At 67.3% G+C, this 21677-nt stretch carries 21 protein-coding genes; 13 read left to right on the forward strand and 8 right to left on the reverse strand.

What is annotated here, in order from left to right; all coding sequences use genetic code 11:
• The first annotated feature begins 128 nt into the window (after window positions 1-128).
• The 13 genes from MCHT01_RS12865 (at window position 129) to MCHT01_RS12925 (ending at window position 14030) form a co-directional block, all read left to right on the forward strand.
• A complete protein-coding gene (locus MCHT01_RS12865; protein ID WP_067065697.1) occupies window positions 129-1193 on the forward strand; it encodes a Gfo/Idh/MocA family protein in 1065 nt (354 codons plus the stop codon).
• 1 nt (window position 1194) lies between these two features.
• Window positions 1195-1791 carry an acyltransferase gene (locus MCHT01_RS12870; RefSeq protein ID WP_067065698.1) on the forward strand — a complete coding sequence of 199 codons (597 nt, stop codon included), beginning with the start codon at window positions 1195-1197 and terminating at the stop codon, window positions 1789-1791.
• A 2-nt stretch (window positions 1792-1793) separates the two neighbouring features.
• Window positions 1794-2891, forward strand: coding sequence for a DegT/DnrJ/EryC1/StrS family aminotransferase (locus MCHT01_RS12875; protein WP_067065833.1), 1098 nt, complete (start codon window positions 1794-1796; stop codon window positions 2889-2891).
• Window positions 2892-2916: 25 nt separating this feature from the next.
• Complete coding sequence (locus tag MCHT01_RS12880; RefSeq protein ID WP_067065699.1) at window positions 2917-3498, forward strand: acyltransferase; 582 nt, start codon at window positions 2917-2919, stop codon at window positions 3496-3498.
• Complete coding sequence (locus MCHT01_RS12885) at window positions 3495-4823, forward strand: DegT/DnrJ/EryC1/StrS family aminotransferase (protein ID WP_067065700.1); 1329 nt, start codon at window positions 3495-3497, stop codon at window positions 4821-4823. The genes MCHT01_RS12880 and MCHT01_RS12885 overlap by 4 nt, the downstream gene beginning before the upstream one ends.
• Window positions 4820-6124, forward strand: coding sequence for a lipopolysaccharide biosynthesis protein (locus MCHT01_RS12890; protein WP_067065701.1), 1305 nt, complete (start codon window positions 4820-4822; stop codon window positions 6122-6124). The genes MCHT01_RS12885 and MCHT01_RS12890 overlap by 4 nt, the downstream gene beginning before the upstream one ends.
• Window positions 6121-7257 (forward strand): glycosyltransferase, encoded by a 1137-nt coding sequence (locus MCHT01_RS12895; RefSeq protein WP_245643257.1) that lies wholly within the window; start codon window positions 6121-6123, stop codon window positions 7255-7257. Before MCHT01_RS12890 ends, MCHT01_RS12895 begins: the two co-directional genes overlap by 4 nt.
• Before the next feature lie 84 nt (window positions 7258-7341).
• The gene (locus tag MCHT01_RS12900) at window positions 7342-8556 is read left to right on the forward strand and encodes a glycosyltransferase family 4 protein (RefSeq protein WP_067065703.1); all 1215 of its coding nucleotides are present in this window, start codon (window positions 7342-7344) and stop codon (window positions 8554-8556) included.
• Window positions 8557-8687: 131 nt separating this feature from the next.
• Complete coding sequence (locus tag MCHT01_RS12905) at window positions 8688-9431, forward strand: class I SAM-dependent methyltransferase (protein WP_067065704.1); 744 nt, start codon at window positions 8688-8690, stop codon at window positions 9429-9431.
• Complete coding sequence (locus tag MCHT01_RS12910; RefSeq protein ID WP_067065705.1) at window positions 9428-10615, forward strand: DegT/DnrJ/EryC1/StrS family aminotransferase; 1188 nt, start codon at window positions 9428-9430, stop codon at window positions 10613-10615. Before MCHT01_RS12905 ends, MCHT01_RS12910 begins: the two co-directional genes overlap by 4 nt.
• Window positions 10616-10634: 19 nt before the next feature.
• Window positions 10635-11228, forward strand: coding sequence for a sugar transferase (locus MCHT01_RS12915; RefSeq protein ID WP_067065706.1), 594 nt, complete (start codon window positions 10635-10637; stop codon window positions 11226-11228).
• 76 nt (window positions 11229-11304) lie between these two features.
• Complete coding sequence (locus MCHT01_RS12920; RefSeq protein WP_067065707.1) at window positions 11305-13197, forward strand: polysaccharide biosynthesis protein; 1893 nt, start codon at window positions 11305-11307, stop codon at window positions 13195-13197.
• Between the two features lie 41 nt (window positions 13198-13238).
• On the forward strand, window positions 13239-14030 hold the full coding sequence (locus MCHT01_RS12925; protein WP_067065708.1) for a 2OG-Fe(II) oxygenase: 792 nt from the start codon (window positions 13239-13241) through the stop codon (window positions 14028-14030).
• Between the two features lie 49 nt (window positions 14031-14079).
• Here the strand turns inward: MCHT01_RS12925 and MCHT01_RS12930 are convergent, their stop codons facing one another.
• From MCHT01_RS12930 to MCHT01_RS12965, 8 genes are read right to left on the reverse strand one after another with little or no spacing between them, the layout of a single operon-like run.
• Window positions 14080-15123, reverse strand: a complete 1044-nt coding sequence (locus tag MCHT01_RS12930) for a GHMP family kinase ATP-binding protein (protein ID WP_067065709.1) — start codon at window positions 15121-15123, stop codon at window positions 14080-14082.
• Window positions 15124-15175: 52 nt separating this feature from the next.
• Window positions 15176-15736: a D-glycero-beta-D-manno-heptose 1,7-bisphosphate 7-phosphatase gene (gene gmhB / locus MCHT01_RS12935; protein ID WP_067065710.1), complete on the reverse strand. Its 561-nt coding sequence runs from the start codon at window positions 15734-15736 to the stop codon at window positions 15176-15178.
• Window positions 15720-16433: a nucleotidyltransferase family protein gene (locus MCHT01_RS12940; RefSeq protein WP_084452501.1), complete on the reverse strand. Its 714-nt coding sequence runs from the start codon at window positions 16431-16433 to the stop codon at window positions 15720-15722. Before MCHT01_RS12940 ends, gmhB begins: the two co-directional genes overlap by 17 nt.
• On the reverse strand, window positions 16430-17026 hold the full coding sequence (locus tag MCHT01_RS12945) for a D-sedoheptulose-7-phosphate isomerase (protein WP_067065712.1): 597 nt from the start codon (window positions 17024-17026) through the stop codon (window positions 16430-16432). Before MCHT01_RS12945 ends, MCHT01_RS12940 begins: the two co-directional genes overlap by 4 nt.
• Before the next feature lie 32 nt (window positions 17027-17058).
• On the reverse strand, window positions 17059-18219 hold the full coding sequence (locus MCHT01_RS12950; RefSeq protein ID WP_067065713.1) for a glycosyltransferase: 1161 nt from the start codon (window positions 18217-18219) through the stop codon (window positions 17059-17061).
• A 58-nt stretch (window positions 18220-18277) separates the two neighbouring features.
• Window positions 18278-19387 (reverse strand): glycosyltransferase family 4 protein, encoded by a 1110-nt coding sequence (locus MCHT01_RS12955; protein ID WP_067065714.1) that lies wholly within the window; start codon window positions 19385-19387, stop codon window positions 18278-18280.
• 17 nt (window positions 19388-19404) lie between these two features.
• Window positions 19405-20823 carry an oligosaccharide repeat unit polymerase gene (locus tag MCHT01_RS12960; protein ID WP_067065715.1) on the reverse strand — a complete coding sequence of 473 codons (1419 nt, stop codon included), beginning with the start codon at window positions 20821-20823 and terminating at the stop codon, window positions 19405-19407.
• Window positions 20824-20840: 17 nt separating this feature from the next.
• On the reverse strand, window positions 20841-21659 hold the full coding sequence (locus MCHT01_RS12965) for a hypothetical protein (protein WP_067065716.1): 819 nt from the start codon (window positions 21657-21659) through the stop codon (window positions 20841-20843).
• Window positions 21660-21677: the final 18 nt, after the last annotated feature.

Consider the following 21677-nt stretch of genomic DNA (forward strand, 5'->3'; position numbering starts at 1 on the left):
GCGCTCGCGACGCTCCAGCCGCGGTCCGGGCGGCAGGCGGCGCGGGAATCGCCATTTCGGCTCGTAAAATCCGGCGCTTCGCCCGCCCGCGCGCGGGAACCCCTGCGATCCCCGTGATCCCGCGTCTCATGCCTCAGTTCCCCCTCCTGGACCGCCCGGTCCGTGTCGCCCTGGTCGGCTGTGGCCGCATCTCGAAGAACCACGTCGAGGCGCTGGCCCGCCACCAGGACCGCGCCGAGCTGGTCGCCGTCTGCGACATCCGTCCCGAGGCCGTCCAGGCCGCGCTGGCCCAGACCGGCCTGCCGCCCGAGCGCGGCTTCGACTCGCTGCAGGCGCTGCTGGCGGGCTCGGACGCCGACCTGATCGTGCTGTCCACGCCCAGCGGCCTGCATGCCCAGCAGGCCATCGCCTGCGCCCAGGCCGGCCGCCACGTGCTCAGCGAGAAGCCGATGGCCACCAAGTTCGAGGAAGGCCAGGCCATGGTCCGCGCCTGCCGCGAGGCCGGGGTCAAGCTCTTCGTCGTCAAGCAGAACCGCCTGAACGCCACCGTGCAGCTGGTCAAGAAGGCGCTGGACCAGGGCCGCTTCGGCCGGATCTTCATGAGCACCGTCAACGTGTTCTGGACCCGCCCGCAGAGCTACTACGACGCCGCCCGCTGGCGCGGCCGCTGGGACATGGACGGCGGCGCCTTCATGAACCAGGCCAGCCATTACGTGGACCTGCTGGACTGGCTGGTCGGCCCGGTCGACAACGTGCACGCCTACACCGCCACGCTGGACCGCGACATCGAGGCCGAGGACACCGGCGTGATGAGCCTGCGCCTGCGCCACGGCGGCCTGGCGTCGATCAACGTCACGATGCTGACCTACCCGCAGAACCTGGAGGGCTCGATCACCATCCTGGGCGAGAAGGGCACGGTCAAGATCGGCGGCACCGCGGTCAACAAGATCGAGCACTGGCAGTTCGACACCCCGCATCCGGACGACGAGCTGGTGAAGAACGCCAGCTACGAGACCACCAGCGTCTACGGCTTCGGCCACGCGGCCTATTACGACAACGTCATCCAGACGCTGCGCGGCGAGGCGCAGGCGCAGGTCGACGGCTACGAGGGCCTGCGCTCGCTGGAGCTGCTGATCGCCTGCTACCGCAGCGCGCGCGACGGACAGCGCGTCGGCCTGCCGCTGGTGTTCTGACATGGGCTGGTGGAAGCACGACAGCGCCCTCGTCGACGAGGGCGCGCAGCTGGGTGAGGGCACCAAGGTCTGGCACTTCAGCCACGTGTGCGCGGGCGCGCGCATCGGGGACGGGTGCTCGCTGGGGCAGGGCGTGTACGTCGGCAACGACGTGACGATCGGCCGCAACGTCAAGATTCAGAACAACGTGTCGGTCTACGACGCGGTGACGCTGGAGGACGACGTCTTCTGCGGCCCGTCCATGGTCTTCACCAACGTCTACAACCCACGCTCGGCGGTCTCCCGCAAGAACGAATACCGCCGCACGCTGATCAAGCGCGGGGCGACGCTGGGCGCCAACTGCACCATCGTGTGCGGCGCGACCGTCGGTGACTACGCCTTCGTCGGCGCCGGTGCCGTGATCAAGGGCGACGTGACGCCCTACGCGCTGATGGTCGGCGTGCCGGCCCGCCAGATCGGCTGGATGAGCCGCCACGGCGAGAAGCTCGATCTGCCGGTCCAGGGCCAGGGCCGCGCGGCCTGCCCGGCCAGCGGCGATGTCTACGAACTCAACGACCGGGCGCTGCGCCTGGTGGATGCCACGGAGCCTCAGGCATGAGCTTGCCCTTCATCGATCTCAAGGCCCAGTACGCGGCGCTCAAGCCCAGCATCGACGCGCGCATCCAGCGCGTGCTGGACCACGGCCAATACATCATGGGTCCGGAGGTCAAGGAGCTCGAGACCGCGCTCGCGGCCTACGCCGGCACCAAGCACTGCATCACCGTCGCCAGCGGCACCGAGGCGCTGCTGATCGCGCTGATGGCGCTGGACCTGCAGCCCGGTGACGAGGTCATCACCACGCCCTTCACCTTCGCCGCGACGGCCGAGACCATCGTGCTGCTGGGCGGCGTGCCGGTTTTCGTCGACATCGAGCCGGACAGTCTGAATCTCGACGCCATGCTGATCGAGGCGGCCATCACGCCGCGTACCAAGGCCATCATGCCGGTGAGCCTCTACGGCCAGGTCTGCGACATGGACGCGATCAACGCGGTGGCGGCCAAGCACGGCGGCATCCCGGTGATCGAGGACGCGGCGCAGTCCTTCGGCGCGAGCTACAAGGGCCGCAAGAGCTGCGGCCTGTCGACCTGGGGCGCGACCAGCTTCTTCCCGAGCAAGCCGCTGGGTTGCTATGGCGACGGTGGCGCGCTGTTCACCGACGACGACGCGCTGGCCCAAGCCGCGCGCGAGATCCGCGTCCACGGCCAGAGCCAGCGCTACACGCACACGCGGGTGGGCGTCGGCGGTCGCATGGACACGTTGCAATGCGCGGTGGTGCTGGGCAAGCTGGAACGCTTCGACTGGGAGATCGCCCGGCGCCTGGCCATCGGCGAGCGCTACCAGCAGCTGATCGGAGAGTTGCCGCTGCAGCGACTGGCCGTGCGCGAGGACCGCGATTGCGTCTGGGCGCAGTTCACCGTGCAGGTGGACCGCCGCGAGGCGGTGGTCGAGGCGCTGAAGCAGGCCGGCGTTCCGACGGCAGTGCATTACCCCAAGCCGCTGCATCGTCAGCCCGCCTATGAGAACCGCTGCCGCATCGCGACGCCGCTGACGAATTCGGAGGCCGCCGCGCAGCGCGTGATGAGCCTGCCGATGAGCGCGGACCTGAGCGAGGCGCAACAGGACCAGGTCGTCGCCGCGTTGCGCGCCGCGCTGACCTGATCCGGACACGCGAGGCAAACACCCGATGGCGCTGCTGGGCTACACGCTGGATGCGGTGCGCGCGCGACTGGGCGCGCGGGTCGCGGCGTGGCTGGGCCTGCGCGTGGGCGCGGGCGTGCGGATCCATCCCGGCGCGCGCGTGCGCTCGGGGGCAGGGAGCGCCATCGGCGACGGCTCCATCCTCTATCGCGACGTGCAGGTGCTCGCCACCGGCGAGGGCCGCTTCACGATGGGCGCGCGCAGCCACATCGCGCCGGGCGGCTATCTGCTGGTCGCCGGACAGCGCCTGTCCATCGGCGACGACGTCGCCATCGGCCCGGGTCTGATGGTCTTCTGCGAATCCAACGCGGTGACCGCCACCGGTCTCTTCCGCGAGGCCTATCGACGCGCCGACGTGCGCATCGGCAGCAACGTGTTCATCGGCGCCCGCGTGACGGTGCTGCCGGGCAGCGTCATCGACGACGACGTGGTCGTCGCGGCGCATGCGGTGGTGCGTGGACTCCTGGCCTCGGGCTGGGTCTATGGCGGCGTGCCGGCACGGCCGCTGCATCGCATCGACAGGAATGACGGCACCGACGGCGCGAGCGTGCCGTCGAGCGGCTCATGAAGGGTCATGTCGCCGGCGCGCTGCGCTGGCGTGACCTGCCCGCCGCGCTGCTGCACTGGCTGCGGCGCGGTCACGCGAGCGGCGAGGACTTCCGCGCCGCGTTCGCGCGCAGCCTGGGCATCGGCGTTGACGAGCTGAAGCTCTTCGGCAGCGGCCGCGCGGCGCTGCACGCGTTCACCGCGACGCTCGAGCTGCCGGCCGGCTCGGAGGTGCTGCTGCCCGGCTACACCTGCGTGGTCGTGCCCAACGTGTTCATGCACCTGGGGCTGACGGTCCGCTATGTCGACATCCCCGCCGACAGCTTCAACCCGAGCGCCGAGGACTGGTCCGCCGCGATCGGCGCGAGGACGCGGATGGTGGTGGTGCCGCACAACTTCGGTGTCGTCACGGCGGGCCTGGACCTGTTGCGGGCGAAGCATCCCGACGTCGTCTTCGTCGAGGACGCTGCCCATGCGTGGGGCGGCGTCGAGTCCGACGACGCGGCGGAGCACTCGGGTTCCGGCGACGAGGTCAGCACAGGGATGGTCGGTGCCGGCGGTCCTGGCCACGGTCGCGGCCGTGTCGCCGGCACGCTGGGTCACGCGGCCTTCTTCAGCTTCGAGTACTCGAAGCCGCTGACGACCGGCACGGGCGGCGCGCTCGTCGTCCACGACGCCGCGCTGCGCGAGCGCTTCGCCGCGTTCGAGGCCAAGCGCCCCGCGCTGCATGCGCCGTCGACCTCGACCGTCGTCAAGCAACTGCTCACGCTGAGCTGGCATCGGCTCACGATGAGCCTGCCGCGTCCGGCGCTGAATGCCTTGGTCGCGATCCTGCGCACGCCGTCGCGGATGCTGGGCGTCGTCGCCAAGACGCCGGACAGCGAGATCGCCGGCGACAGCCAACCCGACTACCGCGCCGGCCTGCATCCGCTCAGCGCCGCGATCGGCCTCACCCAAGCCCGCCGCTTCGCCGAGATCCACGCGCTGCGTCGCGCGCAGTCCGCCGACTACGACGCGCTGCTCGGCGATCTGCCGGGATGGGAGCGACCGGCATCGACCGCGGGTGCCGTGCTGCTCCGCTATCCGGTGCTGCTGCCCGACACCGCCACACGCGATGCCGCGATCGAAGCGCTCGCTCAGGCCGGCATCGTCGGCGGCACCTGGTTCGACGACGTGGTCCATCCCAAGGGCAGCCGCCGCTTCGGCTACGCCGAGGGCGACTGCCCGCATGGCGAGCGCGCTGCTCGCACCGTGCTCAACCTGCCGCTGGGCCGCCACGCGCGGCTCAGCGCCGCGCAGCGCGCCGCCGTGCGCGCGATCGCCGAGCGCTTCGGAGGCGCTCGATGAGCCTCCGCCGCCGCTTCGCTCAACTGGCGAGCGCCTCGCTGCTGACGCAGGCGATTCCGATGCTCGCCGCGCCGCTGCTGACCCGTTGGTATGGGGCGGAGGCGCTCGGCCACTGGGCGCTGTTCGTGGCGCTCGCCGCCAACCTCGCGACCATCGCCAACGCGCGCTACGAGTACGCCATCGTCATCCCCCGCCGCGACGGCGAGGCCGCGCTGGTGCTCCAGCTCGCGCTCTGGATCGCGCTCGCGATGGGCCTCGTGACGGCCGTCGGCGCCGGCGCCTGGCACCTCGCGATGGCGCATCACGCCAAGCTCGGCGGCCGCTGGGTCTCGCTGGACGCGCTCGACCCGTGGCTGCTGATGCTCGCGCCGGTCGTCGCGCTCGCGGGTCTGCAACAGGCGCTCAGCCTCTGGAACAACCGCCAGAACAACATCGGCGTCATCGCCCAGGCCCGTGTGCTGCAGCAGGGCGTGATGGCCGCCGCGCAGGCGGTCGCCGCGCTGGGCGGCTTCGCCGGCGTCGCGGCGCTCGTGCTCTCGCAGAGCCTGGCCTCGCTGCTCGCGCCGCTGTGGCTGCTCAAGCGCGGCAGCCGCTGGCGCCGCGCCACCCGGCTCGACGAGTCCGGCAAGACCTGGCACTGGCGCCACCTGCGCCGCCTGGCCTGGCGCTACAAGCAGTTCCCGCTGCTCAACAGCCCGCATGCCTTCGTCAACGCGGCGCAGGAAACCCTGGTCCTCGCGCTCATCGCCGCCTGGGCCGACGCCGCGACGGCCGGCTACTACGCGCTGATGGTGCGCCTCGTGAAGGCGCCGGCGACGCTGGTCGGCGGCGCGCTGTCCGAGGCCCTGCTGGGCGAGCTCGCCCGCGACTGGCAGCGCGGCGTCGACCTGCGCCCGCGCCTGATCCGCGCGATCCGCCTGCTGGCGATGGTCGCGCTGCCCTGCATGCTCTTCCTGATGGCCGCCGGCCCGGCCTTCTTCGGCTGGCTGCTGGGCGCCGACTGGGCCCGCGCCGGCGAGTACGGCCGCTGGCTCGCGCCTTACGTCGCCGCCCACTTCATCGCCGCGCCGCTGACGGTCACGCCCATGGTGACCGGCCGCCAGCAGGGCGCGCTCGTCTTCAGCCTGATCGGCAACGCGCTCTACGTGCTGCCGGTGGCGATCGTGCTGAGCCGCGGCGGCGATCTGACCACCGCGCTCGGCGCCATCGCCGTGCTGCTGCCCCTCTACTTCGCGATCTACCTGGGATGGCTGGTCCGCGGCGCCGCGCCGCGCCTGGACCGCCACGGAGTGCCTGCATGAGACTGGTCCTGATCGGGGACGGCGAAAGTCCCCACCTCCTGAAATGGGCCCGCGCGCTCTCGCAGCAGCGCGAGCTCGAGCTCTGGGCCGCGTCCACGCGCGGCTTCGCGCCGGAGTTCCACTTCCTGATCCCCGAGGATCGCCGGCTCGCGCTGGGCACCGATCCCTCGCACGCGGGCGGCAACATCGCGGTGCTCAAGCAGCTGCCCGCGCTGGGCGCCTGGCTGCGCAAGGTCGACGCCGACTGGCTGCACGCGCACTACCTGACCTCGCACGGCACGCTGGCCTGGGCCGCGCGCCGCGGCTGGAAGCTGCGCGCCCGCATCGCCGGCTCCGCCTGGGGCAGCGACATCCTCGTCACCCCGAATCAGGGCTGGGCCTATCGCTGGCTGACCACGCAGGTGCTCAAGGCCTGCGCGGTGACGACCTCCGACTCCGAGCACATGGCGGCCCGCATGCGCGAGCTCGGCGCTGCCGAGGTCATGACCTTCCCCTTCGGCCTGGAGCAGATGCCCAAGCAGAACGTGCGCAAGCAGCCCTGGCTGTTCTTCGCCAACCGCGGGCTGGAGCCGATCTATCAACCGCATCGCGTCATCGAGGTCTTCGCCGCCATCGCCGCCAAGCGGCCCGAGGCGCGCCTGGTGGTCGCCAACGACGGCTCGCTGCGCGGCGCGCTGGAGGATCAGGCCCGCTCGCTCGGCCTGGCCGACCGGATCGAGTTCACCGGCCGCCTGGACGCCACGGCGCAGGGCCGCCGCTATGCGCATGCGCGCTGGTTCCTGAGCCTGCCGGAGAGCGACTCGGTGTCGGTGTCCGTGCTCGAGGCGATGGCGCACGAGTGCCTGCCCATCCTGTCCGACCTGCCCGCGAATCACGAGGTGCTGGGCACTGCGGGCAGCTTGGAACTCGTCCAGCCCGAGACCCTGCTGGGCCGTCACGGGCTGATCCTCAAGCACGACGAGGACCTCGCCACCTTGCCGGACCGGCTGCAACTGCTGGTCGGCGAAGCCGATGTCGGCGGCCAGTCCGTCGACGCGGACCGCCTCGGCGCCGCCAACCGGGCGTGGATCGCGGAGCACGCGATGTTCGGCCCCGCCGTCTCCCGATTCATCGAGCGCCTGAAGCGGGCCTGAGCGCCCGCGCCCCATGTCCGCCGAGTTCCCGCCGAGTCCGCCTCCCACCGCCTGCCCCCAAGCGCCGATCCTCTCCACGTTCCCATGAAGCTGCTGCTCATCAATCACTACGCCGGCTCGCCCAAGCACGGCATGGAATACCGCCCCTTCTACCTGGCCCGCGAGTGGGTGAAGGCCGGCCACCAGGTGCTGATCCTGGGCGCGTCCTACTCGCACGTGCGCACGACGCAGCCGGATCCCGGCATGGCGCGCATGAGCGGCGTGAACTACCACTTCTACGAGACCCCCGAGTACCAGGGCAACGGCATGGGCCGGGTCAAGAACATCTGGTCCTTCTGCCGGCAGGTCTGGAAGGATGCCGACATCCTGGCGCGCGAGTTCGAGCCAGACGTGGTGATCGCCTCCAGCACCTACCCGATGGACGTGTGGGTGGCGCGCCGCATCGCGCGCCTGGCCAAGGCCAAGCTGGTCTACGAGGTGCACGACCTGTGGCCGCTCTCGCCGATCGAGCTGTCCGGCATGTCGCCGCGCCACCCCTTCGCGATGCTCTGCCAGAAGGCCGAGAACGATGCCTACCGCGATGCCGATGTGGTCGTGTCCATGCTGCCCAAGGTGCACGGCCACATGGCCGAGCACGGGCTGGACCTGAACAAGCTGCACATCGTCCCCAACGGCATCACGCTGGACGAATGGAGCGAGCACGGCGAGCCCCTGGACGCCGCGGTGCAGGCGCATCTGGTCGCGCTGCGCGCGGCGGGCCGCACGGTGGTGGGCTATGCCGGCTCGATGGGCGAGCCCAACGCGCTGGATGTCCTGCTGGACGCCGCCAAGCTGGTGAAGGACCGGCCGATGAGCTTCGTGCTGGTCGGCGGCGGCCATCTGCGCGAGAAGCTCGAAGCGCGCGTGCGCGACGAAGGGCTGACGAACGTCGCGATGTTCCCGCCCATCCCGAAGGCGCAGATCCCCTCGCTGCTCAAGGGCTTCGACATCGCCTACATCGGCTGGCAGCGCACGCCGATCTATCGTTTCGGCATCGCGCCCAACAAGCTGATGGACTACATGATGGCCAAGCGGCCGGTGCTGCACTCGGTGGAGGCCGGCAACGATCCGGTGGCCGAGGCCGGCGCCGGTCTGACCGTCGCGCCGCAGGATGCGAAGGCCGTGGCCGACGGTCTGCTGCGCCTGGCCGCCGTGCCCGCCGCCGAGCGCGAGGCGATGGGCGAGCGGGGCAGAGCATTCGTCCTGGCGAATCACACCTATCCGGTGCTCGCGCAGCGCTTCATCGACGCGGTGTCCTGAGGCTCGTCGCCTCGGCACCACAGGTCACCCGCTCCGGAACGATCTCAGCCGTCCGTCCCGCGCAGGTCCGCTTTCCGCAGTCCCGCAGTCCCGATCCACGCAGTCTTCACCCAGGCAACGCCGACGACGACATGACCCAGGACCGAGAACTTCAGGCGATCGCCCAGCGCTATGCCCGCCGCGACGAGCGGCTCGCTGGGCTGGAGCGCTACAGCCTGCTGCGCCCCGAGGTCTGGCAGATGCTGCACGAGCGCCAGGCCGCGACGCTGCGGCTGCTGGCCGCGCATCGCGCCGCGCCGGGCTCCAGCCTGGCGGGCGTGGACGGTCCGCTGCCCCCTTCGGAGTGGCGCATGACCGAGGTCGGCTGCGGCGCCGGCGGCAACCTGATGGACCTGCTGCGGCTGGGCGCGCTGCCCCAGCACCTGACCGGCATCGAGCTGCTGCCCGAGCGCCTGGAGGCGGCCCGCGCCGCCTTGCCGCAGCAGCTGCGGCTGCTGGCGGGCGACGCCTCGCAGGCGGCGGTGGAGCCGGGCAGCCAGGACCTGGTGCTGCAGTCGACGGTGTTCTCGTCCATCCTGGACGACGCCCTGCAGCGGCGGCTGGCCGACGCGATGTGGCGCTGGCTGAAGCCGGGCGGGGCGGTGCTCTGGTACGACTTCATCGTCGACAATCCGCGCAACCCGGACGTCCGGGGCGTGCCGCTGGCGCGGGTGCGCGCGCTGTTCCCGCAAGGGCGGGCGACGGTGCGCCGCGTCACGCTGGCGCCCCCGATCGCGCGCGCGGCCTGCCGCGTGCACCCCGCCGCCTATCGCGTCCTCAACACGATTCCACTGCTGCGCAGCCACGTGCTGGCGCTGATCACCAAGACACCATGAGCCAAGACCAGAACTCCGGCGGCGAGCCGCTGCCCTTCCTGCCCTTCGCGCTGCCCCAGCTGGGCGAGGAGGAGATCGCCGAGGTCGTCGACACGCTGCGCAGCGGCTGGGTCACGACGGGTCCCAAGGCCAAGCGCTTCGAGCAGGCCTTCGCCGAGTTCCTCGGCGACTCGCAGATCGAATGCGTGGCGGTGAACTCCGCGACGGCCGGCCTGCATCTGGCACTGGAGGCCCTGGGCATCGGCCCCGGCGACGAGGTCATCACCACGACCCACACCTTCACCGCGACCGCGGAGGTGGTGCGCTACATGGGCGCCGACGTGGTGCTGGTCGACATCGACCCGGCGACCATGAACATCGCCATCGACCAGATCGAGGCCAAGATCACGCCGCGCACCAAGGCCATCATTCCGGTGCATTACGCCGGCCTGGCCGTGGACATGCTGACGCTGCTGGACATCGCGCGCAAGCATGGCCTGAAGGTGGTCGAGGACGCGGCGCACGCACTGCCCACGACGCTGGAGAAGGAGCTGATCGGTACCATGGGCAGCAACGCCACGGTGTTCAGCTTCTACGCCAACAAGACGATGACGACGGGCGAGGGCGGCATGCTGGTCACGCGCGACCCGGAGCTGGCCAAGCGCGCCCGCGTGATGCGTCTGCACGGCATCAACCGCGACGCCTTCGACCGCTTCACGGCCAAGACGCCGAGCTGGTACTACGAGATCGTCGCGCCCGGCTTCAAGTACAACCTGACCGACATCGCGGCGGCGCTGGGGCTGCACCAGCTCAAGCGGCTGCCGGCCTTCCAGGCGCGTCGCGAGCAGATCGCCGCGCGCTACTTCGAGGCCTTCGCGGACCTGCCGCTGATCCTGCCGCCGCGCGCCCCCAACGAGGACGTGCACAGCTGGCACCTGTACGTGCTGCGCCTGAGCGACGCGGCGACGGTGACGCGGGACGAGTTCATCGAGCGCATGTTCGCGCTGGGCATCGGCTGCAGCGTGCACTACGTGCCGCTGCACCAGCACCCGTACTGGAAGGAACGCTACGGCCTGACGGCCGAGATGTTCCCCGAGTCGCAGAAGGCGTATGAGCGCACCGTGACGATCCCGCTGTACACGGCGATGACGGACGCGCAGGTGGAGCGCGTCGTCGACGCGGTGCGCCGCAGCCTGGGACGCTGACGCGCGGGTGGATGGGCCGATGGCCAAGCGACTTTTCGACATCGTCTGCGCGGGCCTGGGCCTGCTGCTGCTGAGTCCGCTGCTGGTGGCGGTGGCGGCGTGGATCAAGCTGGATTCGCGCGGGCCGGTGATGTTCCGGCAGGAGCGGGTGGGGCGGCACGGCAAGCCCTTCCGCATCCACAAGTTCCGGACCATGCGGGTGGATGCCCCGAAGCTCGGCCCGCAGATCACCATCGGCGAGGACGCGCGCATCACGCGCAGCGGCCGCTGGTTGCGGGCGAGCAAGGTGGACGAGCTGCCGCAGCTCTGGGACGTGCTGCGCGGCGCGATGAGCCTGGTGGGCCCGCGCCCCGAGGTGCCGCGCTATGTCGCGCTGTACCCGGCGGGGCTGCGCGAGGTGGTGCTGTCGGTGCGGCCGGGGATCACCGATCCGGCCTCGCTGAGCTTCCGCAACGAGAGCGAGCTGCTGGCCAAGGCGGCGGATCCCGAGCGGGAGTACGTCGAGGTGGTGATGCCGATGAAGCTGGGGCTGGCGGCGGACTACGTGCGCAACGCCAGCCTGATGGGCGACATCCGATTGATCCTGGCGACGCTGGGCGCGATCAAGCCCTGACCGCGGGCGATTTCGGCGATCAAGGCGAACCGAGCGAGCACGACGAGCAAGCGCGATGGGGAAAGAGAAAGACACGATGAACTGGTTGTCCCTGGATGCCTTCCTGACGCGGATCCGTCCGTACCGCGAGAGCCTGGCGCTCGCGCTGGACATGGTGGCGGTGGCGCTGGCGTGGCAGGCGACCTATCTGTTCCGCCTGGGCTTCGAGCGCTGGTTCGAGGCCCGGCCTGGTTACGACCACTGGGTGATGCTGGGCATCGTGGCGCTGTACGGCGTGCTGCTCAAGCTGTTCCGCGTGCCCAAGGGCATGTGGCGTTTCAGCGGCTTCGGCGAGGTGAAGCGGCTGGCGGCCGTGTGCGTGATCGCCGGCCTGATCGGCGCGGTGGCGGTGCTGATGGCGCAGCTGACGGCGGTGCCGCGGGCGGTGCTGGCGCTGCATCCGGTGTTCACGCTGATGGCGCTCGCGACCATGCGCATGGGCTACCGCATGCTCTACGAGCACATGCGCAGCCGCATCAGCGGCAGCGCGCAGGAGCAGCGACGCGCGCTGGTGATGGGCGCGGGCGACGCGGGCCGGCTGCTGGTGGCGGGCATCCAGCATCAACAGGGCTGGGTGGTGGTCGGCTACCTGGACGACGCACCGGAGAAGCGCGGCGCGCGCGTGGCCGGCGTGCCGGTGATCGGGACGCTGGAGGACGCATCGCGCCAGGCGGACACGCAGGGCATCACGCACGTGATCGTGGCGATGCCGGGCGCGACGACGGCGGAGCGCCGCCGCGCGTTGGACCTCGCGGGCAAGACGGGCCTGGCCGTGCTGACCGTGCCGAGCAGCCAGGAGCTGCTGGCGGGTCGCGCGGTGAATCAGGTGCGCGACATCGAGCCGGAGGACCTGCTGGGCCGTGAGCCGGTGCAGCTGGACGAAGGCGGCATCAGCGAGTGCATCGGCGGCAAGGTGGTGCTGATCACGGGGGCGGGCGGCTCGATCGGATCGGAGCTGTGCCGGCAGGTGGCGCGCTACGGCCCGTCGCGGATCGTGCTGTACGAGCTGAGCGAGTTCGCGCTGTACCGGATCGAGCAGGAGCTCGGGGAAAGCTTCCCGCACATCCCGCTGGTGCGGCTGATCGGGGACGTGAAGGACCTGGAGCACCTGAAGTTCACCTTCGCGAAGCACCGGCCGCAGATCGTGTTCCACGCGGCGGCCTACAAGCATGTGCCGCTGATGGAGGAGGAGAACGCGTGGGCGGCGCTGCGCAACAACACGCTGGGGACGTATCACGCGTGCCTGGCGGCGGCGGAGAGCGGGGTCGAGCGCTTCGTGCTGATCTCGACGGACAAGGCGGTGAATCCGACGAACGTGATGGGCGCGACGAAGCGGGCCGCGGAACTGGTGATCAGTCACATGGCCGGGCAGGGGCATGCGACGAAGTTCATGGCGGTGCGGTTCGGGAACGTGCTGGGGTCGAGCGGGAGCGTGATCCCGAAGTTCAAGGAGCAGATCGCGAAGGGCGGGCCGGTGACGGTGACGCATCCGGAGATCACGCGCTACTTCATGACGATTCCCGAAGCGGCGCGCCTGGTGGTTCAGGCGGGAGCGATCGGGGAGTCGGGGCAGGTCTTCGTGCTCGACATGGGCGAGCCGGTGAAGATCGTGGATCTGGCGAAGACGATGATCCGGATGAGCGGGAAGGACCTGCGCGATATCCGGATCGAGTTCTCGGGGTTGAGGCCGGGGGAGAAGCTTTATGAGGAGCTGCTGAGCGACAGCGACAAGACGCTTCAGACCACGGTGTCCAGGTTGCTGCTGGCAAAGCTGGATGACGAAGTGGCTCTGAGGGACGTGGCGACTTGGCTGCAGCGCAGTGTCGCGGTGCCACGCGGCCGGCTGGACACCGAAGCGCGTCAATTGCTGGCGAGCTTGCTGGGCGAGGAGTACCGCGGGCGGGACTCGAACGCGATGCAAACGCGATAATCACGCTTTACAAATATTCAGAGGCAGGGAACTCTTCAGACATGACTGTGATCGACTTCGCACGGCTGCGAGCCGCCCTGAAGGACTTCAACCAGCGCAAGCCCTTCAGCCATGTGGTGATTGACGACTTTTTCCCGATCGATGTGGCCAAGGCGCTCGAAAGCGAGTTTCTGCCTTACGACCACGAGAAGTGGTTCTTCTACAAGAATGCCATCGAGGACAAGAAGACGCTCAACGATTGGAATGTGTTCCCGTCATTGACCTATCGGGTCTTCAAGGAACTGACATCGGACGCCATTTCAAAGGCGATGGCGGATGCGCTTGATGTCAATCTTTACCCTGACCAGGGACTGCATGGGGGCGGTTGGCACATTCACAGTACCGGGGGCAACCTCAACCCGCATCTGGATTACTCGATCCACCCCAAGGTTCGGCTGCAGCGCAAGCTCAACCTGATCATCTACCTCTCGTCGGACATGACCGAAGCACATGGCGGCCACCTCGGATTCTGGTCGCATGATGCAGGCAATCGCGCCCCCCGCGACCTGGAGCGGGAGGTGGCTCCGCGCTTCAACCGCGCGGTGCTCTTCGACACCACGCAGAACAGTTGGCACGGCCTGTCGCGGCCACTGACGCAGCCTGAGAACGTCTATCGCAAGTCGCTCGCCGTCTACTACTTGACCGACGTCCCAGAGGGGTGCGACCCGCGCGAGAAGGCATTGTTCGCGCCTCGCGAGGCGCAGGCCAATGACCCCGCGGTGCTGGAACTGATCGAGACTCGATCGCACAGCACTCGATTCAAGGAGGCCTATCGGACGCCTGAATCGGTCTGACTGGAAGAGGGCGGCAAGGCGAGGACGCACTTGCCGCACTACGCCCTGTCTAGACGGCCGCCTGGATCCAGCTTTGGGCACCAATGGCCGTGAAATGGAAGTTCATGACTTCTCCGTTGTGCCGACGAAGTCGGCGCAGTACCGCCATCCGGCGGGCTGGCGGAACGAAGAACATGAAGAAGCCGCCACCACCAGCGCCCGAGATCTTTCCAGCCAGGGCTCCCGCGTCGATGGCGTCGTCATAGATGGCATCGAGCTGGGGATTGCTGACGCTGGCGGCCAGCTGCTTCTTGGCTTCCCACGACTGACGCAGGATGGCCGCGTACCGCACGAGGTCGCCGCGCAAGATGGCCTCTTTCATCGACACCGCATCCTGCTTCAACGCAGCCATCGCGGTCAGCGACGGCGAGGACTTGGCTTTCGTCCGCTCGATCTGCTGCTCGATGATCTTGGCGGATTCTCGAGACTGGCCGGTATAGAACAGAACGGTCGAGGCCTCCAGTTCGTTGAGCAGCCATTCCTTGATGCGCAGCGGATTCACGAGGACGCGATCGGCACCCGGCCCGAACTCGATGAAGTTGAATCCGCCGAATGCAGCCGCGTACTGGTCCTGCTTGCCGCCAGCAAGCTTCAATTCCTCACGCTCGATCTCGTAGGCGAGGTGCGCGAGTTCATATTCGCCAAGCCCTAGTCCCAGCCATTCGGAGAACGCCTGGATGATGCAGACGACCATCGTCGACGAGGTGCCGAGGCCGGAGCCGGCGGGGGCATCCGCGAAGGTCGTGAGCTTGAAGGACAGTGGTTTGCCGCCGTTGAACTGCCGGACGATGCGGTTGTAGATCCCGCGGTGCAGGCGCAGCGGGTCGACATCGGGCAACGCCGGCATTGAATCGAGTTCAACCGTTTCCTCTCGATCCTCGGCGGCGAAGATGATTCGCCCATCGTCTCTGGGCTCCAGGATGGCCTGGGCGTAGAGGTCAATGGTGGCGTTGAGGACAAAGCCGCCTTGTTCCTCGCTGAAGGGGCTGACGTCGGTGCCGCCGCCAGCAAGGCCAAGTCGGAGCGGGGCGCGTGCGCGATAGATCTGATTCATGGCACCTCGTGCGATTCGATGTGAGCAAATGGGGGGCGCCGCGCGCCACTCCTCAGGAATGGGCGAGCGCCCGGGCAGCGGCGAGCAGGTCCGATGCGACCAGGTCCGCCTCGGCGCGCGCGGAGGCTTCGATGGCATGGCCAGATTCGACGAGGACGGTGCGATGCACACCAGCGCGTCGACCTGCCTGAATGTCGCTCAGCTTGTCGCCGATCAGCACGCTGCCGGCCAGGTCGAGGTCGAGGTCCCTCTCGGCCTGTAGAAGCATGCCGGGAGCAGGCTTGCGGCAGTCGCATTCGATGGCGAAGGCGGCGATGCTGCCCTGTGGATGGTGGGGGCAGAAATAGATGCCATCCAGAACGACGCCCCCCTCGGCCAAGCGCGCGCGCAGGTGGTCGTGCAGCCGCTCCATGGCGGTCTGGTCGTAGTAGCCGCGCGCGATGCCTGCCTGGTTGGTCACGACCACCAGCTTGTAGCCCGCGTCTCGGAGCAGCGCGAGACCTTCGACCACCCCGGGCAACAGGACGAAGTCCTCGATGCGGTGGACGTAGTTGCGCTCCTCGTTGATGACGCCGTCGCGGTCGATGAAGGCGGCCTTAGCCTTGCCGGACATAGTCTTGGACGCGGGTGTCGAAGAGGTGATAGTCATCGGGGATGCCGATGTCGATGAACGGGCCCGCCAACTCACGCGCCTGGAGCGCGCGCTGGCCCACCAGGCGCGGCATCACGCTGGTCTCCATGGAGAAGGCGCCGGCGGGTTCGCCGTCGAAGGCGAGCCGATGGACACGGTACAGCCCCGCGTTGATCGGTCCAGCGCCGGCCTGACCTTTCTCGAGGAAGGCCGTCACTCGATGAGTTGGATCGACGGCGACACCGCCGAAACGACCGCGATCAGGCACCTGGACGGTAGCGATGCGCATGCGTTCGCCGCCCTCGACATCCAGCGGTGCCAGCATGCTGTTGAGGGGGCCGCCGAGGAAGGTGTCGCCATTGGCGATCAGCGCGTCGTCCAGCCCGGTTTCCTCCATCGCGAAGCGAGCGGCTCCCCCGGTACCGAGCAGCTCGCGTTCGATCACGGTATCGATGACCAGGTCGTGTGCCCAGGGTTGCGCCAGCGATCGCAGGACCTGATCGGCGCCATGGCCCAGCGCCAGGACAAAGCGCGGGACGCCGCGCTCGGCGAGCGAGCGCAACTGCCATTCGAGGAACGGCCTGCCGGCGATTGGCGCCAGGCATTTCGGAAGGTCGGGCACAGCGCTGCGCAAGCGCGTGCCGAGACCTCCGGCCAAGACGACGCAGGGGACACTCATGCCTGATTGGGAGCGAGATGACCGAACATCTGCAGTTCAACCTCGGCGCAGATCATGTGGCCGAGCAGGATGTGACATTCCTGGATCCGTGGCGTATGACGGCTGGGAGCTCGCAGCACGTGATCCACGCCGGCCAGATCACCTCCAAGGCCGCACAGCGCGATCGAGGTGACCTGAAGCTCCTTGCAGGCCTCGAAGGCACGCAGCACGTTGGGCGACTTGCCCGAGGTGGTGATGCCCACGAACACGTCGCCCGGCCGGGCTTGCGCCTGCAACTGACGCAGGAACAGGCGTTCGTAACCGTAGTCGTTGCCGATGGCGGTGATCATCGACGTATCGGTGGAGAGCGACAGCGCCGGGAGACCCGGGCGGTCGAACTCGAAACGGCTGACGAATTCGGCGGCAAGGTGCTGAGCGTCGGCTGCGCTTCCCCCATTGCCCGCAAAGATGGCGCGGTTCCCGCGCTTGACTGCGGCCACGATGGCGTCGGTCGCGGCAGCGACGGCGTGGATCAGCGCCTCATCGGCCAGCAGCTGTTGCTTGACTTCGATGGACTTGGCGATGGATTGCTTGAAACGGTCGATGGTGGTCATGATGGGGGGCTAAGGGATCCGGAACCTTGCGATCAGGCGCCGAGGTCTTGCGACAGACCGAGATGAGCGTACACACCGAGCAGAGCGTCGGTCATCTTCTCGATCGTAAATTGGTTCTCGTAGCGGCGGCGCCCACCTTCTCCAAGACGGCGGGCCAGCTCGGGGTCTTCGAGCACGCGGCGCAACGCCGCGGCCAGCGAAGCGGCATCGCCAGGCTTGGCGTTCAAGCCGGTCTCCCCATCCACATTGACCCACGGCACGCCGGATCCGACGATGTCTGTTGCCACGACGGGACGACCGAACGACATCGCCTCCAGCATAACCAGACCAAAGGCCTCGGAACGCATCAGCGAGGGCAGGCAGAAGATGTCGGCCGCTTCGTAATAGGACGGCAGGTCCTCGTCCTCCACTCGACCCAGCAGGTGCACACGGTCGCCAATCCCCGCAGCGACGACCTTCTCGCGTAGGCTGGGCAGCAGTTCGCCGCCCCCGCCGATCAGCACGATGACATCGTCATTCAGCGATGATGCCGCCTCGATCAGAATGTCAAAGCCCTTGTAGTAGGTCATCCGCCCAAGCGCGAAGATGATCTTCTTGCCCGGATACTTGGCGCGAAGGGATGCTGCCCGCTCTCGTCGTATGGCTGGATCGCCTTGCTTTCCCACATCCTGCACGCACAGCGGAACCGCGTGGACCTTGTCGCGAAATGCTTGGAGCCAAGGCGAAGTCTCCGCATAGGGGGGCGAGGTCGCGATGATCGCGTCGGCACGATGCAGCAGCCAGTTCTGAAGCGGCGCGTAGAGCTTCAGCAGGTTCTTCTGCTTGACGATGTCGCTGTGCCAATGAACGACAAGCTTGGCCTCGGGGCGCGTGAGCCACAGGGCCAGATTCGCCATCGGATTCGGCAAATGGACGTGCACGACCTGGTGGTCGCGCTGAAGTCGGCGCAACCAGGGGATCAGCGACGGGGTCATCGAAGTGGACGCGACCTGGCCCCACGAAGCGACCCTCGTCACGGGGATCGTGCCCGATTCGACGACAGTCTCACGAACGACATTGGCGCAAAGAATCTCGACTTGCCAGTTGCGAGCGGTAAGACCGTCCGCGATATCGCGTACTGCGGTCTCGATACCGCCGTTGATGGGCGGATAGAACTTCGTCAGCTGAAGGCTGCGCAACGGGGTGGGCGGCATGTCGTTGTTGTACTCAAGGTGGCCAAGAGGCCAAAACATCGGAAGGACAGAGGCGGCGTTAGGCGGCCGGACGCACCGCGCCAAGCAGGGCGAGTTGCTGGAGCAGTCCCGTGGCCGCGCTCCGCCAGGTGTAGAGCTTCGCGCGCTCATGGCCAGCCTCGCGGAGTTCGTCGAGCCAGGCGTCATCTCGCAGGGCCCGAGCCATGGCTTCTCGCATCGAGTCCAAGGAGAGTGGATCAAAGTAGGCGGCAGCGGGACCGCAGACTTCAGGGATAGATGCGGCCGTGGAAGCGATCACCGGGCAGCCACAGAGCATGGCCTCGATGGGCGGCAGGCCAAATCCTTCGTACACCGAGGGAAAGACGTAGGCGCGCGCCTGCGAGTAGAGCGACTTGAGCTCGGCATCGGTCAGACGACCAGCGCGAACGATTCGCGCATCGTTCCGGGCTGCGTCGTCGTTTGCCGCGAAGACAGCTGAATTGCTGCCGCCAACAACCACCAGACGCGCATCCGGATCGGGAAGACCGGAGAATGCCTGAATCAAGCGTGCGAAGTTCTTGGTTGGATTTGCGCTGCCAACCGCGAGCAGATAGCGAGACGGCGCCACGCCGAGTTTGGACAGCACCTGATCGTCTCTGTCCTGCACACGCATGTGATCTGCCGCACTGTGAACCACTCCCACTTTCTCTGGCTTGACCCCGAGGTGCAGCGACAGGCGGGCCTTGGAGAACTCCGATACCGTCAGCAAACGGCGGCTGAGCTTTCCCTGAACCGAAAAGAGGAAGCGATACCAGCGGGAAAAGGTGGCGCTGTAGGCCGTTGGGAAGTCAAAGACGGCGGTGTCGTGGAAGGTGCAGACCTGCCCGAACTTGAAGAGCGGCGCGCTGCCGGCGAGATTCAATAGCAAAGACCCGCGGGCGGCGATTGGCAGTCGAAGTTGCTCCCAGACATGCAGGTTGCCCGCAGGGATGCTTCGGACCTCAATACGACGAAAGTTCGGCAAGGGTTGGAGGCACGGTGTCGGTGCGAGCAGCACGAGCGGCACGTTCGCGAGCCATTGGCCCTCGGCAAGCAAGAGATCCAGCGCCTCCAGAATCTGCATGGCGTAGCGTTGCACGCCGGTAACTGGTTGGGCGAGGTATTTGCCGTTGATGAAGAGCGTCGACATGTCGTCTGCGAGTCGTCTCAAGGAAGGGCTAGGCGCGCGACATGTCGGCGGCCAAGGATGGCTTGTGTCGCCATCAGCCACAGTGCATAGATGGCGAAGAGATAAATGAGAGAGGCGAAGATGTTGCTGTGGATGCCTTCATTGATCAGGCCCATCGGGAAGGTGAAAGCGAGCAACGCAAACGCCTGGGCGCGAAGCGAGCCGCGCAGCAGTGCGCGTTCATACAAATCGGACATCCAGGCGATGACGACGCCAATGAGCAAGGCGCCCGGCCAAAGAAAGTTCATGTATCCCTCGAGCATGATCGATGGATAAATGTTCACGCCGTCCGCAAAGACGAAGGGATTTGCCTGTTCGGTGACATACGCCGCCGTGAGAGGTGGTTTGTCCGGCCAGAGATTGCGGGGCACCGCATGCAGCAGCGAATAGACATACGACATCCCAGCCTCGTTCTTCAGTTGGTGGACCTTGTCGAGCTGAAACGCCTCAGCCATCTGCGGCAGCATGTCGAGGCGCCCCATGAACAGTTTGAACATGAGCTCCCGCTCATCGACGAATGTGTTCAAGGCACCCAGATAGACCTCCGCATTGGCAAGCTCGATGTTCCGGACATAGCCGAAGAACGTCACGAGGAAAACCAAAAGCGGAGCCATCAGCAGTAGATAGATCAACCGCACCGGCCGGACATACAGATGGCACAGCAGGAGATTGATCAGGATGGTCGTCACGAGCGAGTATCGAGCCGCGCCCAGCACGCCCTCCAGGAAGATCCACAGCGTCATCGCGATCGCGGTTCTGCGATAGAGGCCATGTTTGTATGCGAATAGCAGCAGCAGGAAGTAGCTTGCTTGGGCCAGCGTGGGAATCTTGAAGAGGTAGGCCGCTCCCTGGTTCTGCGTGGCCTGAGACACGTCGAGTGCCGTATCGCCCGCGCCAACGGCCATCAGCATGACAAAGAACAGGAGCTTGAACCCGACGAACGACAGTACGAGCCACCAGTACAGGCGACGGCTGCCGGGAAGGCGCTTGTCGCCGCTGGTTGCCGGCAGGCGAAGGATGGGGCGAGCCGGCCAGAGCCACTGACCAAAGAGATAACCCACCAGGAACAGCAGCGAGGCGAGAAGTGCCATCTGGAGCGGTTCGGGCTCAATCTCGTCTGCGACGGCGAATGCCTTGAGGACGATGTAGAAGAGGAACTCGACGGTGACCCAGAAGGCGCAGGAGAAAAGGAATCGATAGGACGTCCGCGCGTTCGACGCGATTAATGACATCAACGCCAAGATCGCCCAAAGGCAGGCCTGCGTCAGACAGTCCGGATCAGCGGTGAAACCATAGTCGAGCAAGGAGTAGCCGCAGCCTGCGGACAGGGCCGCGGCAAACCAAAGCATGCGGGTGCGAAAGTGGTCCCGTGTGTCGAGCATGTGGATGGCGTCCATCGATGCAGCCTTGTAGATCACAGTCCCAACCGGCGACGTATGCGGAACAGCCGTTCGCTCATCGCGATGTAGGTGCCCCAGCGGGGGCCCGCATTCGTGGGCAGCAAGCAGCCGTTTTCGGCGATCGCACCCGAAAGGCGATGCTCAAAATAGATGCTGCGCGCCTTGCTGCGCAACTGCACCGTCGAATAACTGCCGCTACGCAGGCGATACCAAAGGTAGGGCGAGCTTGGATATACCAGGGCCGCCTTGAGAAATTGCCGGAATGCGCCAGGCAGGCGCCCCCCCCATGACGCCGAGTCGACATCATGCTCATGAGTGACGCCATCTTCCTCCGCGAGATCGCGAAGGCGAAGCATCAGTTGGAGTGCCGCACCGTTCAGGACGAAACAAAAGCTCGTGACATAGATGCCGAGGCCGCTCCAGGGATTCCGCAGGCAGATCGTTGTGTATTCGTCAGCCTTTCCGGCCATCGCTGGAAGTTCGATATCCCGGATCAGGCCACGTTGGCGCCACGCCGCCCGGAAGTTCGCAGTGGCCGCATGATCGGTGAACAACGTGTCGTTGAGGAACATGACCACCTGCGAGCTGGCGCTAGATCTGAACGCGGCGTGAGCGCCCGTGAGGTACGCGGAGAAATCGAAATCGAGGTTGTCCGAAGGGAGGGCCGTCCAACCGTTCCCCAGGTCCGACTCGCGCTCGTGCAGGGAGGAGACGACGTAGCCAGTTACGATTGCGGGATCGTCGCCCACGAGTTCACGAACCCGTCGGACCACCTCCGCCGCGGGAATGCGATAGCAACAGGCAACGATGGTGATGGAGTCGGTGGTGGTCATAAGTGGGTACTGGGCAGC

The organism is Mitsuaria chitosanitabida ATCC BAA-476 = NBRC 102408 (genome assembly GCF_001598255.1).
Lineage (GTDB): Bacteria > Pseudomonadota > Gammaproteobacteria > Burkholderiales > Burkholderiaceae_C > Roseateles > Roseateles chitosanitabidus.